This window comes from Rhizobium moroccans, assembly GCF_057559155.1.
Window position 1 is genome coordinate 128,485 of sequence record NZ_JBHFJG010000051.1, and the last position, 12,160, is coordinate 140,644.

Here is a 12,160-nt window from a genome sequence, read left to right on the forward strand (position 1 = left end):
CCCCCGCCCGATTTCGCTTGGGATCAACAGAACAGGTCGCTCAGTCGACCCTCAACCGTGCGAGAAGAAGGCAAAGCGGATGATGAACAGCACAGCGACGATCTGCGTGGCCGGATGGATGATGTTCCATTTGCCCGTGCAGACCTTCAGGACGACATAGCTGACGAAGCCGAAGGCCAGACCATTGGCGATGGAGGAGGTGAACGGCATGGCAAGCGCGGTGAGCGCCGCCGGTGCGGCTTCCGTCAGATCGTCCCAGTCGACTTCCGTCAGCTCGCGCATCATCAGGCCGGCGACATAGAGAAGAGCCGGTGCTGTCGCGTAGGAAGGAACCGCTGCGGCAAGCGGCGAGAAGAAGAGTGCCGCCAGGAAGAGAGCGCTGACGGTCAGCGCGGTCAAGCCCGTGCGGCCGCCCGCCTGAACGCCGGAGGCGCTTTCGATATAGGCCGTGGTGCTGCTCGTGCCGATGAGCGAGCCGGCGACGATGGCCGTGCTGTCGGCCAGAAGCGCGCGGCCGAGGCGGCTGGGCTTGCCTTCCTGCACCAGTTTCGCACGCTTGGCGACGCCGATCAGCGTGCCGGTCGCGTCGAAGACCTCGACGAGTACGAAGACGAGGATGACGTGGATGAGGCCACCATGCAACGCGCCCATGATATCGAGCTGCATGAAGGTCGGCGCGATGCTCGGCGGCGCCGAGACGATGCCCTTGAATTCACTGACGCCGAGCAGCATCGAAAGCACGGTGACTGCCAGGATGCCGATCAGGATCGAGCCGCGGACCCTCAGCGAATCGAGCACCGCGATCACGAAGAAGCCAAACATGGAGAGCAGCGGGCCGGTCTGCGTGAGATCGCCAAGGCCGATTAGCGTCGCTGGATTGTCGACGACGACGCCGGCATTCCTCAGCGCGATGATGCCAAGATAAAGGCCGATACCGGCGGCGATCGCGCTTCTTAGCGAATGCGGGATGCCGGCGATCAGCCAGCTTCGCACGCCCGTCACCGTCAGGATCAGGAAGATCACACCGGAAATGAAGACGGCGCCGAGTGCCTGCTGCCAGGTGAAGCCGAGAGCGGCAACGACGGTGAAGGCGAAGAAGGCGTTGAGCCCCATGCCGGGCGCCATGCCGATCGGCCAGTTGGCGACCAGCGCCATCACGATGGAACCGAGTGCCGCGGCAAGACAGGTCGCGACGAAGATCGCATCGCGGTCCATCCCCGTCGTCGACAGGATGTCCGGGTTGACGAAGATGATGTAGGACATCGTCAGGAACGTCGTCACGCCCGCGACCAGTTCAGTGCGCACGGACGTGCCGTGCTCACTCAATTTGAAAAACCGTTCGAACACATTTCCCTCCCTAGGCGAGCATCCCCGACGCCGCCAAACAGCAATAGCCCTGCATCTCCTCCAGACGCGGGATCAAGGCGGGGAATTGTGCTTTGTTGTTGCGCGCGCCGCTAGTGCGGGATTTCTCCGCAAAAACGCAAAAGACTTTCAAATTTTTGCAGCTATTTCCGGACGATCCGATTTGCTTTTGAGGAGCGGAAAGTGCCAAGAAAGATATTTGCAAGCGAATACCTCGCCGCTGTGTTCTGCTTACAGGCACTGTTTCTGCCGGCCGGACAAGGATAATCATGTACCATATTTCGCGGAGTGCAAAGTGAGCAAGTCAACCTATTTCGCGCCGACAGGCGGCCACCCGGAACAGTCGGCGCTTCTGACCGGCCGCGCGGTCTTCACAGAAGCCTATGCCGTCATCCCCAGAGGCGTGATGATGGATATCGTCACGAGCTACCTGCCTTTCTGGAACGGCACACGCCTCTGGGTGCTTTCGCGCCCCCTTTCGGGCTTTGCGGAAACCTTCTCCCAATACATCATGGAAGTCGCCCCGGAAGGCGGCAGCGATCGGCCGGAAGTCGATCCCAATGCCGAGGGCGCCCTTTTCGTCCTCGAGGGAGAGGTGACGATCGAGCTTGGCGGAGCAAGCCATGTGCTGCGCCCCGGCGGCTTTGCGTTCCTGCCGCCCTCGAGCGGCTGGCGCCTTCGCAATCGTGGTTCGGCAGCCGCCCGCTTCCATTGGATCCGCAAATCCTACGAATTCGTCGAAGGTCTGGAAGTGCCGGAGCCGATCTTCGCCAATGAACAGGATATCGCACCGACGCCGATGCCGGGAACTGACGGAAAATGGGCGACCACCCGCTTCGTCGATCCATTGGACCTGCGTCACGACATGCACGTCACGATCGTCACCTTCGAGCCCGGAGCCGTCATCCCCTTCGAGGAAACCCATGTGATGGAGCATGGTCTCTACGTCCTGGAAGGCAAGGCGGTTTACCGGCTGAATCAGGACTGGGTGGAGGTTCAGGCCGGCGACTTCATGTGGCTGCGCGCCTTTTGCCCGCAGGCCTGCTATGCCGCCGGACCGGGCAAATTCCGCTACCTCCTCTACAAGGACGTCAACCGCCACATGAAGCTGTCGCGCTAACGGCAGGCTTCACGACGAAGCGATGTATTTTAGGCGAAGGCCCCAACGAGGCCTTTGCCGCCGGCTCAAACCGAGGCATCGATATAGGCCATGCTGTCGCGCACCGACGCCTTGGCATTCGCAAGCGCATGAATTTCGGTGGCAAACGGCTCGAAGCTGTACGGGCCTTTGAAGCCCCCGGCGATCAAGGCCCTGATTTGCGATAGGTTCTCCAGTCGATCCGAAGCGTCCACCAACACCCGGTGAGCGTCGAGCATCTCCTCCGCCGTGAGGGTCCGATCCGTAACGCCGGAGATATGGACAAGCCCTGTCCGCTCCGGGAAAAACTCGGCCTCCCCGGCAAGATGATGGTGGAAGGTGTCGTGCACGAGCCTATAGACATCGCCGCCGTCGGCCGCGTCGATCGCCTCGACGGCTTCGCGCTTGGTGCGCAGGGACGAAATCGGAAAACCGAGCGGCTCCACAAGTCCGGTCAACCCGCGATCGGCCAGGATCGGCCTCATCGCCTTCAACGCCGCGACGAGATCGTCGAACGGGACTTTGGCCCCATCGTTCAGAGGGCACATGACGAGCGCCTTGGCGCCGCTTGCCGCGGCATAATCGGCAAGGGTGACAGCGCGGCCAGGCAGATCGCCCGACCAGACGTTGAACGGATAAAGGGCATTGATGGAAATGATGGTGAGGCCCGCCTTTTCGGCCGCTTCCCTCACGACCTCAGGCCTCACCGTCCCGACTATATCGGGGAGATCGTTGCGGATCTCCACCTCCTTGAGGCCGAGCGCATTGGCCGTGGCGAAGAATTCGTCAAGCGTCAGCTTCGGCGCTGCGATGTGATTGATGGCAAAACGCATGTCAGACCTCGATTGTAAAGTGCCGGGCATCTTTGTCACATTTTCCCTGCCGCGAAAGTTCTAGAGGCCGCCTCAAAACCCTCGACAGCAGGTCCCGACCCCAATTGCGGCCGTTCGTAGCGTTTCTGCGGCACCCGAAACCTGCCGTTCGCTCGAGTACAACGTACGACAGTGCAGGGACCGGAACCGGACGCCTTCTCTCGGCGCGGCCGCCTCAAATGCGAACGTACGATTCTCAGCCGACCATGGCCACTTCTGGCACAAACCTGCCATTCCAAAACTGAGTGATCCTCGCTGGCAGTTGGCTATATGTCCATCATCGCTTTCCTAGCCTACCGTGCGTGCATATCGAGCCGGCGGCATTCCGGCATGCCGCACAAATGCAACGCTAAAGGTGCTTGCCGACCCATAGCCCACGCGTTCCGCCACCTGATCGATCGCGAGGTTCCTGTTCCGCAATAGCTGCTTTGCGAGTGCCATGCGCCAAGCCAGCAGATACTCCATCGGGGGGAGGCCGACGATGCGGTTGAAACGCGCAAAGAAAGCCGAACGGGACAGTGCGGCTTCGTTAGCAAGATCGGCGACGGTCCAAGGATGTTCAGGGCGAGCATGCATCGCATGAAGCGCGGCCGCCAGGCGTTCATCATCCAAGCCGCGGCTCAGGCCGGGCGCGGATGTGGTTTCCGTTCCGGATCGTAACGCCTCGATCAACACTACCTCGAGAAGCCTCGCCAGCACGATCTCGCGTGCCGCTCGCTGCTCACGCGTTTCCTCGTCGACCAACTGCATCAGTGTGGCAAGCCGGGGTCGATCGCGAACGAGAACCACATCCGGCAACAGTGAGACAAGCAGAGCTGAATCCGGCGCGCCGAAGCTGCAATGGCCGATCCGCATTCGCAGATCGGCAGGACCGTCACGGCGTCCGACCCGGAAATACCCTTCGCCAACCTGTGTCGGGATCATGGCTGACAGATCGGCCGGCGCATCGATGCTCTCGTTGACCAGGTTCCGCATCGCTGGCGCGAGTACAAAGTCGCCGGCCTGAAGGATGAATGATTGATGGTCGTCAAACGTGACGCGACAACTCCCCTCTAAGATCGCACAATAGAATGGTTCGCCTGTCGCTTCACGATGAATTCGCCACGAGCCTGCACATTCCACCAGCTTCGAGAAGCGGGCGGCAGGCTGTAGTAGAGTGACGAATTCGGCAAGAGGATCGACGGTCATTATCTGGACTAACGCTAAAGAAATGCGGACTATAGCTTATATTAAGTCCTTTGTCTGGTCATTACGATAGGATCGTTTCTTTTGTATGGAGATGTCTATGCCTACGATATTGATCACCGGTTGCTCGTCCGGATTCGGTCTGGAAACCGCAAAACTGTTCCTCGAAAGGGGTTGGGACGTGATCGCGACGATGCGAACACCCAACGAAGATTTGCTGCCGGCCTCCGGGCGCCTGTGCGTGCTTGCGCTCGACGTCACCGATTCGACAAGCATCGTGCGGGCAGTGGAGGCAGCAGGCCGCATCGACGTTCTGGTCAACAATGCCGGCTTCGGTGCTCCATCTCCGGTCGAACTGACAGCACCAGAAACGGTCCAGGCGCTGTTTCAGACGAATACGATCGGAACACTCGCGATGGTTCAGGCTGTAGTGCCGCAAATGCGACGACGCCGGGCTGGGGTCATCATCAACGTCACTTCCACGGTGACGGTCAAGACATTGCCGGTCGTTGGGGTCTACCGCGCGAGCAAGGCCGCGGTAAACGCCTTCACCGAGTCATTGGCGGTGGAAATGGAGCCATTTGGTGTGCGCGTCCATATCGTTCTGCCGGGCCGTGCGCCGGAAACGAGCTTTGGCGCCAATGCTCGTCCGCATCTGCGTGGCATGGACGATCCGGACTACGTCCCGCTTCTCCAGCAATTCGTAAAGAGTGTGCAGGAAGACACAGGTCCCGTGACCCATGCGCCTGACGTGGCAGAGGCGGTTTGGCGAGCTGCCACCGACCCATCTGCCCCACTGCGTATTCCCGGTGGTGCGGACGCAGAGCTTTGGATGGCCGAGGCAGGTTTGTAACCGGACCTGCGGTAGCCAAAGTGGTGACACCATTGCCGCTTTGGCCAATGAAGCAAAGGGAATGCGCCGCCGCCTGGCGAATGGCTCGTTCCCCTTGGGACCGTCGAAGGGTTGACGCTTTTTGGGATGCGATATTCGTATTTGAGCGCAGAGCTGCCGAAGTTCGGTCACTAGGTGAAGGGCAGCTTTCCGGGCTTGGCCACCCAAAACTGGCCAGTCCATTTCCCACCCCAGTGCTGACTTCACTGAGCACTGAGCAGACTGGCCGCTTGCAGGCATTCCAGGGAAAGTGGGTGAACGACCAAAAATGAGCGTACAACCGCCTGGGGCAAACTCTGCCTCAACTAAGTGAAGCTTGATCGCGGACGACCGGCTCTCACATGGGTCGGTTAAATCCCGACACATTTGTCACTCTCGCTCGATGTCGCGCCGGCGTTAGCCTTGTGCAACTGCCACGAACGTCGAACTAGGAGGACAAGATGTCTGAACCGATCCCCAAGAGCAGCGCCTGGTCTGTATCGACCTGGCTTTCCGTCGTCTCGCTTACCTTCGGAAGCTTTGCTCTGATCAGCAGCGAATTGCTGCCTATGGCGGTACTTACGCCTATGGCTGCTGATCTAGGCGTTACGGAAGGTGCCGCCGGTCAGGCGGTGACCCTTACGGCGGTCTTTGCCGGCATCGCAGCTCCCACGGTGGCACTCATCATCGGTCGGCTGGACCGCAAGCTGATCAACCTCATGCTCTGTGCCTTGGTGGTTGCCTCCAACATCGCAGTAGCGCTCACGGCAGATTATCTTGTGCTGCTTGCCGCCCGTACGCTGCTCGGTATCGCTATTGGCGGCTTCTTTGCCCTGGCTGGTGCGACCGTGGTCCGGCTTGTCTCCATCGAAGACATGGGTAAGGGCATGTCTATCGTATTCATGGGCCTTTCCGCAGGCCTAGTCATTGCGCCGGCGGCCAGTACCCTCATCGGAGAAGCATTCGGCTGGCGAGTAGCGTTCATGGCCGCAGCCGGGGCCGGTTTGCTCGCGTTGCTACTACAGATCATCTGCTTGCCGAGCGTGCCGGCGACGGGTGCAACCAGCCTTTCGAGCCTGTTCGGCTTGCTGAAGCGGCGGCACGTGCGGGTGGGATTGGTCGTTGGACTTCTGTTCTTTGGCGGAGAAGTGTGCGGCTTCACCTTCATGCGGCCCTACCTCGAAAGCGAGGGGGGGCTCGATGCGACTTCGATCGCTCCCGTTCTATTGGTGCTCGGTCTCGCCAGTCTGCTCGGCAGCGCAATCGCCGGCGTGTTCGCCGACCGTGTGCTTCGCGATGGCTTCGCCACCACGTTCCTGGTGCTGGGGATCGCCACGATAGGCCTGTCGACCCTTAGCAACAGCTACGTCGCGGTGCTTGCCTTCGCCGCTGCCTGGGGCGTCGCCATAGGCGCGGGACCGGTGATGACCCAGACGTGGATGGGTCGTGCCGCGCCCGATCAGCTCGAGGGTGTGGGTGGGCTCTTTCTGGCCGTCATTCAGTTCGGCATTACCCTAGGTGCCATCGTCGGTGGGATCGCTGTCGACAGCTTTGGGACAAGCGCGCCGCTCTATGTGACCGCCACCTGTGCTCTGCTTGCAGCCATCCTGATTGTCACGCAACGGGCCCCCGATGTGGTTTCGCAGACGCCTGCTTCGGCATTGGCCCCTGCCGAGTGAGCGCAGGCGCCAACGCCCAACACACCAACTCGAGCGCCATCCATCAAACAACAGGAGACGATCATGTCTGATGACAAAGTAAACTCTGCAGCACCCGAAGTCGTCGATCAAGCGACGTTTCAGGCAAAGTTGGACGCATTGCGCATTCGCGAGAAGGCACATACCAGAGAGGGTGACGCAATCGCAGCGGCCCGCCGGCAGCTGCCGATGATAAAGGTCGATGGCGCCACTCCGCTCGTAGGCGAAGGTGGGCCGGTGACGCTGTTGGACGCGTTCGAGGGGCGCCAGATGCTCATCGCCTATTATCACATGTGGTTCGAAGGCAAGCCGACACCCGAGCAATGCGAGGGTTGCACTTTCTTCACGACGCAGGTGCACGAACTCTCCCATATACATTCCCGCGACGTCACTTACGCCACCTTCAGCCAAGGGTCTTATGAGGAGAGCGCCCGATACCGCGACTTCATGGGTTGGAAGATGCCTTGGTACTCGGCCCAGGACTCACTCGATACGCTGCTCGTCGGCCGCCGTATCGGATTGATGTACCTCGTTTGCTATTTGAGGCGCGGGTCTGACGTGTTCGAGACCTATTGGACCACCCGTCGTGGCGTCGAGGCGATGGATAACAGCTACCGCCTGCTCGACCTGACGGTCTATGGACGGCAAGAGGACTGGGAAGACTCGCCAGCCGGCTGGCCACAGCACTGGGGCAAAACCAACCATCCGTTTCGACGTGATGGCCGCCCCATCTCTCAATGGCGTCGCTTGAAGGAGGGACATTCCGACGATTTGGGAGCAGCTAGGCACTGAACGGCGCCAGCTTGGCTTGTGAGGTTCGTTTCGTCTGGGGCGAGCGTCACAACTGAAAAAAATCGTATCCACTCACGGCCTTGCTGTGGACACGAAGGCAAGTGGAAGTGGCGCCACTTGAAAGGGAACCTCGTGCGTGGAGGACGTCGTGAAAAAAAATGTTCCCGCTGCCGACAACAGCGCCAGCAGGAGACGCTGGGCCAGAACGCCGTAAAGTCCTGCAACACGGCCTCCGGTAATGCAGCCACCCTTCCAAATGTTTTACTGAATTACTCTCTCAGGAAAATTGAGCTACGCGCGACGGACGTCACGCAAGTGAGGCACGGCTCGTTGCTGCTTAACACCGAGAATAAGACAGATCGCTATGGGAATACCTAGCGGAAAGCCGCTCACCTCGATTATTAGGGACGCGGTGACCATCCAAACCAGCAGCGACCAACCCAGGAATGCGGGGAGGAAAATCTGCCTTTTGTCCAGCCAGATCACCACAGCGCCAAGCATAATGAGTGGCACAGCAAAGCTGCCGATCGTCGACCAGAAGGCGGCATTGCTCACCAGTAGCTCGGGCGCCTGAGCGCGGAGCGGTCGCCAGTGCTCTGCCGTCCAAAGCTCAAACCTCACCCAGCCAGGGATCTCCCCTACAGCGTCGATACCCAGCACGATCATGTGCAAAATGCCGACCACCACCATCGCGATTCCGCTCCACCTGATCATAATTTCCGATCCTCGCTGTTTAAGGCCGCGCAAGCGACGTTAATTGAAGTGATCCATACGGTAGCGTACGTAGCTTAACGCCTTTCCAAAGTCCATACGCGAACGTATGGATGGAAAGATGTCTCGGCGTTCGCTCACCGGAGAGAGGTATTTGAATAGAAACACGCAAGACCTGACCCGCGACGACTGGGTTCTAGCCGGCCTAGCGGCCCTCTCCGAAGGCGGCATAGATGCCGTCCGAGTGGAGCGTCTCGCGAAACGACTGAAGGTCAGCAAGGGATCCTTCTACTGGCATTTTTCGGATCGATCAGATCTGCTTTCCGCCCTGCTTGACCGATGGGAGAGGGATTTTACGGACCAACTGATCGCCACCGTCGCTCCCCTGCCCACTCCGCGCGCACGTTTGCATGCTCTTGCCGAAGAAGTACTGAACGCAAGCAACAATGGTGTGGACGTAGCGCACGCCGAGGGGGCGTTTAGTGCGTGGGCGGTGCTTGACCCTGTCGCTGCGGCTAAAGTGCGCGCTGTCGAAGCGCGGCGTATCGGTTATCTGGTGAGCGAGCTTTCGCTTATGGGACTCGATGCGACAGATGCCGAATTGCTCTCCAAGGGCATCTACCTGGCGCTGCTCGGAGTTTTTGCCGCCCGCCGCTACAATCCCGTCCTAGCCGAGGATGACGTATTCAGGCGCATCGTTGACCTCGCGTTGGATGCCGCAAAATGACAATGATGACGGATGTTTATGGAAGACGAATATCCATGGCGCGTCCCTCACGGTCGGAAGCGACGGATCTTGGCTTCCCCCTGATGAGGGCCTCGTCTAGATCCACGGAGCTGAGGCGGTGAAGCACCATCCAGGCAGTGCCGGTCACCCGTGATCACTTCGACGCGTCGATACTCGTTAGACATAAGCTTGGCCTCAAGCCTGTGCTTAAGCCTTTCTGCTTATGCCAACGTCTTTGAACGTTGCCAGGAGAAGGCTTGCGACCGCGACCGACACTTTCGTGGATGGCTCGTAGCCGACGACCGTGAAGCTGTCGTTGAGGGCACATTTGATCTTCAGCCAGTCGCCGGTTTGTCCGGATCGATACGGGGGTCCCGGTGCTTGGCGATGATGCCTTCCAGGCCCGACTGGCAGGCATCGCGGAACATTTCATCCGGATCGTTGTCGAAGGACCATGCGGCGCCTCGGGCTTCAGGAGCGGCAGATCGGTTTCGTTGAGCAGCGGCTTGGAAGGGTGGTTTTCTCGGGCGCTCGGTCATGCCCGACATTACATCAGCGAGTTCTTGATAACATTAGAAATCACCGGCATCCGGATTTCACATGAACACCCGGCCTTGTTTTTGAGGAGCTGTCTGGAACTATGCTGGGGAAGCCTTGTTTGTGGGTGGCCATCGCCCCAGCGGCGTATCCGGTACGTCCCCGCGTCGAAGCGACAGTTGAGGCCGGGCCTGCGGAACCAGACAGCCATCTTGGCTTCGGGGCGCTCGATTAAGAGGACCTTCCGATGAAAGCACTCACCTGGCACGGCAAGCACGACATCCGTTGCGAGAGCGTTCCGGATCCGAAGATCCAGGATGGCAGGGATGCCATTATCAAGGTGACCGCCTGTGCCATCTGCGGTTCCGACCTGCATCTCTACGACGGCGTGATGCCCGACATGCATAGCGGCGACATCATGGGCCATGAGACCATGGGAGAGGTCGTCGAAGTCGGCACGGACAATGCGAAGCTGAAGGTGGGCGACCGGGTGGTGGTGCCGTTCACCATTTCCTGCGGCGAATGCTTCTTCTGCCGGCGCGGATTCTATTCGGGTTGCGAGCGTTCCAATCCCGACCGCAGTAAGGTCACGAAGCTTTGGGGCAATTCGCCCGCCGGCCTGTTCGGATATTCGCATCTGCTTGGCGGCTACAGCGGCGGTCAGGCAGAGTATCTGCGCGTTCCCTATGCGGATGTCGGGCCCATTAAGGTTCCGGAGGGGCTTTCGGACGAACAGGTACTCTTTCTCTCCGACATCTTTCCGACCGGCTACATGGCCGCCGAGTTCTGCGATATCCAGCCAGGAGATACGATCGCCGTCTGGGGCTGCGGCCCCGTCGGCCAGATGGCAATCCGTTCCGCCTTCCTGCTTGGGGCCGAGCGGGTGCTTGCGATCGACACGGTGCCGGAACGGCTGGCGCTCGCAGCCTCGGCAGGTGCATTGACCTTGGATTTCCTGGAAGAGGATATCTACGATCGGATCATGGAGTTGACCCATGGCCGCGGCGCGGACGCCTGTATCGATGCGGTCGGCACGGAAGCGAATGCTTCGGCGAGTTGGGATTCGCGCTGGGACCGGATCAAGGTCGCCACTTTCATGGGCACCGACCGACCACATGTTCTGCGCCAAGCGATCCATTGCTGCCGCAACTTCGGCACCGTCTCCATCGTCGGCGTCTATGGCGGGTTCCTTGACAAGGTTCCAATGGGCTCGGCCATCAATCGCGGCCTGACGTTCCGGATGGCCCAGACGCCGGTGCAGCATTATCTGCCGACCCTCATGGGGCGCATCGAGAGAGGCGAGATCGACCCGTCCTTCGTCATCACGCACCGCGCGACGTTGGAAGAAGGCCCCGACCTCTACAAGACCTTCCGCGACAAGCAGGACGGCTGCATTAAGGTCGTCATGAAACCGTAGAGGAGAAGACCATGAACCCCGTTGAATCAAGCAAGGGCCTTGCGGTCGTCACCGGGGCATCAACCGGTATCGGCTACGAATTGGCCAAATGCGCCGCGCAGGATGGCTACGACCTTGCGATCGCAGCCGACGAGCCGCGGATTCAGGAAGCGGCAATGAAGCTCAGGGAGTTCGGCGTGGAGGTCGAAGCCATGCAGGTGGATCTTTCCACCCGGGATGGCGTGCGCCGTTTCGTGGCGGGCATCTCCGCGCTCGGCCGGCCGGTCGACCTTCTGATGGCCAATGCGGGCCGGGGCCTCGGCAGCGGCTTTCTCGACGAAGACATCTATGCCATGCAACGGGTCGTCGATACCAATATCAGCGGTGCGCTGGCCCTCGTTCACGACATCGGAAACCGCATGCGGGCGCAAGGCCGGGGCCGTATCCTTTTCACCGGCTCAATCGCCGGCTTCACGCCCGGTACGTTCCAGGCAGTCTACAACAGCACGAAAGCCTTCATCAACTCCTTCTCCCTGGCTCTGCGCGAGGAATTGAAGGATACCGGTGTGACGGTCACCTGCCTGATGCCCGGCGCAACAGACACCGAATTCTTCGAGCGCGCCGACCTGATGGATACGAAGCTCGGCCAGGTGAAAAAGGATGATCCTGCCTTCGTGGCGAAGATCGGCTACGAGGCCATGATGGACGGCGAAGGCGATGTTGTTGCGGGCTGGAAGAACAAGTTGATGTCGGCCGCTGCCAATATCACGCCGGCCAGCATGCTTGCCAAGCAGAATCGCAAGATAGCGGAGCCGGGGTCGGCAAAGGATTGACAGCGGGGAACTCTGAGGCAGAAGCCCGATAGCAAA

Annotated in this window: 12 protein-coding genes; 7 read left to right on the plus strand and 5 right to left on the minus strand. The window is 60.0% G+C overall.

The window, feature by feature from the left end; genetic code table 11:
* Positions 1-51: 51 nt before the first annotated feature.
* Positions 52-1,347: an NCS2 family permease gene (locus ACE04I_RS25195; protein ID WP_046797342.1), complete on the minus strand. Its 1,296-nt coding sequence runs from the start codon at positions 1,345-1,347 to the stop codon at positions 52-54.
* Between the two features lie 313 nt (positions 1,348-1,660).
* Here ACE04I_RS25195 and ACE04I_RS25200 point away from each other — a divergent pair, with 313 nt between their 5' ends.
* Positions 1,661-2,485 (plus strand): bifunctional allantoicase/(S)-ureidoglycine aminohydrolase, encoded by an 825-nt coding sequence (locus tag ACE04I_RS25200; protein WP_487207727.1) that lies wholly within the window; start codon positions 1,661-1,663, stop codon positions 2,483-2,485.
* A gap of 65 nt (positions 2,486-2,550) precedes the next feature.
* On the opposite strand, the gene ACE04I_RS25205 is transcribed toward ACE04I_RS25200, so the two are convergent.
* Complete coding sequence (locus ACE04I_RS25205; RefSeq protein ID WP_487207728.1) at positions 2,551-3,336, minus strand: TIM barrel protein; 786 nt, start codon at positions 3,334-3,336, stop codon at positions 2,551-2,553.
* Between the two features lie 327 nt (positions 3,337-3,663).
* Complete coding sequence (locus ACE04I_RS25210; RefSeq protein ID WP_487207729.1) at positions 3,664-4,563, minus strand: AraC family transcriptional regulator; 900 nt, start codon at positions 4,561-4,563, stop codon at positions 3,664-3,666.
* A 97-nt stretch (positions 4,564-4,660) separates the two neighbouring features.
* Here ACE04I_RS25210 and ACE04I_RS25215 point away from each other — a divergent pair, with 97 nt between their 5' ends.
* The 3 genes from ACE04I_RS25215 to ACE04I_RS25225 all read left to right on the plus strand — a co-directional run bounded on the left by ACE04I_RS25215 (position 4,661) and on the right by ACE04I_RS25225 (position 7,920).
* Positions 4,661-5,413 carry an SDR family oxidoreductase gene (locus tag ACE04I_RS25215; protein WP_487207730.1) on the plus strand — a complete coding sequence of 251 codons (753 nt, stop codon included), beginning with the start codon at positions 4,661-4,663 and terminating at the stop codon, positions 5,411-5,413.
* Between the two features lie 479 nt (positions 5,414-5,892).
* On the plus strand, positions 5,893-7,110 hold the full coding sequence (locus ACE04I_RS25220; protein ID WP_046797337.1) for an MFS transporter: 1,218 nt from the start codon (positions 5,893-5,895) through the stop codon (positions 7,108-7,110).
* A 63-nt stretch (positions 7,111-7,173) separates the two neighbouring features.
* The gene (locus ACE04I_RS25225) at positions 7,174-7,920 is read left to right on the plus strand and encodes a DUF899 family protein (protein WP_046797336.1); all 747 of its coding nucleotides are present in this window, start codon (positions 7,174-7,176) and stop codon (positions 7,918-7,920) included.
* Between the two features lie 291 nt (positions 7,921-8,211).
* Here the strand turns inward: ACE04I_RS25225 and ACE04I_RS25230 are convergent, their stop codons facing one another.
* Entirely contained in the window at positions 8,212-8,634 is a 423-nt protein-coding gene (locus ACE04I_RS25230) for a DUF6463 family protein (RefSeq protein WP_046797335.1), read from the minus strand.
* A gap of 151 nt (positions 8,635-8,785) precedes the next feature.
* Between ACE04I_RS25230 and ACE04I_RS25235 the strand changes: the two genes are divergently transcribed.
* Positions 8,786-9,358 (plus strand): TetR/AcrR family transcriptional regulator, encoded by a 573-nt coding sequence (locus tag ACE04I_RS25235; protein ID WP_245282212.1) that lies wholly within the window; start codon positions 8,786-8,788, stop codon positions 9,356-9,358.
* Positions 9,359-9,693: 335 nt separating this feature from the next.
* Here the strand turns inward: ACE04I_RS25235 and ACE04I_RS25240 are convergent, their stop codons facing one another.
* Positions 9,694-9,906, minus strand: coding sequence for a hypothetical protein (locus ACE04I_RS25240; RefSeq protein WP_487207731.1), 213 nt, complete (start codon positions 9,904-9,906; stop codon positions 9,694-9,696).
* A gap of 236 nt (positions 9,907-10,142) precedes the next feature.
* Between ACE04I_RS25240 and ACE04I_RS25245 the strand changes: the two genes are divergently transcribed.
* Together ACE04I_RS25245 and ACE04I_RS25250 are read left to right on the plus strand one after the other, a co-directional pair.
* Positions 10,143-11,312 carry a zinc-dependent alcohol dehydrogenase gene (locus ACE04I_RS25245; protein ID WP_487207732.1) on the plus strand — a complete coding sequence of 390 codons (1,170 nt, stop codon included), beginning with the start codon at positions 10,143-10,145 and terminating at the stop codon, positions 11,310-11,312.
* An 11-nt stretch (positions 11,313-11,323) separates the two neighbouring features.
* Positions 11,324-12,124 carry an SDR family NAD(P)-dependent oxidoreductase gene (locus ACE04I_RS25250; protein WP_046796986.1) on the plus strand — a complete coding sequence of 267 codons (801 nt, stop codon included), beginning with the start codon at positions 11,324-11,326 and terminating at the stop codon, positions 12,122-12,124.
* Positions 12,125-12,160: the final 36 nt, after the last annotated feature.

Bases quoted from the DNA above. Each gene is read 5' to 3' on its own strand.
- ACE04I_RS25205 (WP_487207728.1), bottom strand. From the start codon at position 3,336: ATGCGTTTTGCCATCAATCACATCGCAGCGCCGAAGCTGACGCTTGAC.
- ACE04I_RS25210 (WP_487207729.1), bottom strand. From the start codon at position 4,563: ATGACCGTCGATCCTCTTGCCGAATTCGTCACTCTACTACAGCCTGCC.
- ACE04I_RS25215 (WP_487207730.1), top strand. From the start codon at position 4,661: ATGCCTACGATATTGATCACCGGTTGCTCGTCCGGATTCGGTCTGGAA.
- ACE04I_RS25220 (WP_046797337.1), top strand. From the start codon at position 5,893: ATGTCTGAACCGATCCCCAAGAGCAGCGCCTGGTCTGTATCGACCTGG.
- ACE04I_RS25225 (WP_046797336.1), top strand. From the start codon at position 7,174: ATGTCTGATGACAAAGTAAACTCTGCAGCACCCGAAGTCGTCGATCAA.
- ACE04I_RS25230 (WP_046797335.1), bottom strand. From the start codon at position 8,634: ATGATCAGGTGGAGCGGAATCGCGATGGTGGTGGTCGGCATTTTGCAC.
- ACE04I_RS25240 (WP_487207731.1), bottom strand. From the start codon at position 9,906: ATGTCGGGCATGACCGAGCGCCCGAGAAAACCACCCTTCCAAGCCGCT.
- ACE04I_RS25245 (WP_487207732.1), top strand. From the start codon at position 10,143: ATGAAAGCACTCACCTGGCACGGCAAGCACGACATCCGTTGCGAGAGC.
- ACE04I_RS25250 (WP_046796986.1), top strand. From the start codon at position 11,324: ATGAACCCCGTTGAATCAAGCAAGGGCCTTGCGGTCGTCACCGGGGCA.